The organism is Barnesiella sp. CU968 (genome assembly GCF_905219685.1).
GTDB classification, from domain to species: domain Bacteria; phylum Bacteroidota; class Bacteroidia; order Bacteroidales; family Muribaculaceae; genus Lepagella; species Lepagella muris_A.
Window position 1 is genome coordinate 1 of the sequence record NZ_CAJMXD010000552.1, and the last position, 1466, is coordinate 1466.

Genomic DNA, 1466 nt, shown 5'->3' on the forward strand with positions numbered 1-1466 from the left:
CTATATAGCTTTTCAAATGATTTGATTTTATTAAAGAAAGGAATAATATCTTTTTCAATTAAGAAATTTATTCTTTCTTGTAATTCCTTTACATCTACATCTTCATAAAATTCAATGTCGCCATTTTCTTGAAAGAAATCAGAAATGCTACCTCTCAAACAACAATCTGTATTTTTTACACTTTTACCCTTTGGCACTTTACCCCAACACAAAGCAAAAACATCTGAAGAATAGATTCCTATCTCCAAAGTATAATATTGCCAATTTTTATCACAATATTTGCCTGGTTCAATTCTGAACATATAAACAAAAGGATCACATTGGCATAACCAAGTTAAGCTATTCTTTTTAAAACCTTTTATTTTTATTCCTTTCGATAGTTCTTTGATATACATATTGTTTTATAATGGTTAGAAAGGAGCATCGTCAGATGCTATCTTTCGTCGTTACTAACTTATTAAATCTTTATTGTATAATTTTTAGCCAATGACGATGTGTTATTATAAAATAAAGTAATAACACAATGTCTTATATAATAAAATATAGATTATGATGAAAAACACAAAAGGGGTTTTATAATTGAAATTCTCCTCTATCAGTAGATATGTCAATACTATAACAGGAAGAAATAATATTCCACATATTATCTGTATCGTCCGCTCATGTGGATTTTCCAATATAAATTTATCCCTATTAAATATGAATATCTGATAATACATCGCATCTAAAATGAATTTTATCATAAAGAGTTATTCGTATTGTTAGTAATGGCTTGACGGGGAACGGCGTTAGTCCGTTATCCCGTCTTGTTATCACCGTATTTTATATTTCCTATTCCATTAAGTATTTCAAATCTTCCACTTGGAACTTGTGCCATAATGCTATTCCGAAATTCCGAACACTCTCTGGCAATGTCCTATAATTATCATCCATTTGGAATTTTCCCAATTCAGGAGATATGCCATAAGATTGCGGAAACAACATATCTCTTTCTCCACGAATAGCATACTTCTTATTGCCGCTGTGCATAATGATTTTCATCGTGAGGTTAGGACCCGAAAAGTCGGAGCGACACCCTAATTGATAAACAAGCCATGTTTCACAAATGCCGTCACGGTCAAAATCATTAACATACGGTTCGCACAAATAATCAACAGAGAACATTCCACAGTAACCATCTTTTAAGAAATCATAAAGTTGCCATAGAATAGAATAATGTTCTCCGTCTTTTATGTAATGCCGTGCATACAGTTCTTTAGATGATATGGGCGTACTTTCCGGCAATACCTCTTTGTGTACAGGAGATTGACTGATTATTAGATAATTTTCACCTAACTTATCAGCCCATTCTGTACAACTTAAAAATTCCCCTGTATAACTGATCTCCTTTGGTACAACCGTCCGCGATAGCGTATTTAAGCTTGTCTGTAAAGTTCCTAACTTTGCCATAAAATTTGAATTATGGA

At 32.3% G+C, this 1466-nt stretch carries 2 protein-coding genes; both read right to left on the reverse strand.

Annotation, left to right across the window (positions count from 1 at the left end):
• The coding region (locus tag JX312_RS13625) for a DUF4304 domain-containing protein (RefSeq protein WP_204458456.1) at positions 1-395 on the reverse strand (395 nt) is incomplete at its 3' end.
• Between the two features lie 436 nt (positions 396-831).
• Positions 832-1449 carry a M949_RS01915 family surface polysaccharide biosynthesis protein gene (locus JX312_RS13630; protein WP_370541514.1) on the reverse strand — a complete coding sequence of 206 codons (618 nt, stop codon included), beginning with the start codon at positions 1447-1449 and terminating at the stop codon, positions 832-834.
• Between the last annotated feature and the right edge of the window lie 17 nt (positions 1450-1466).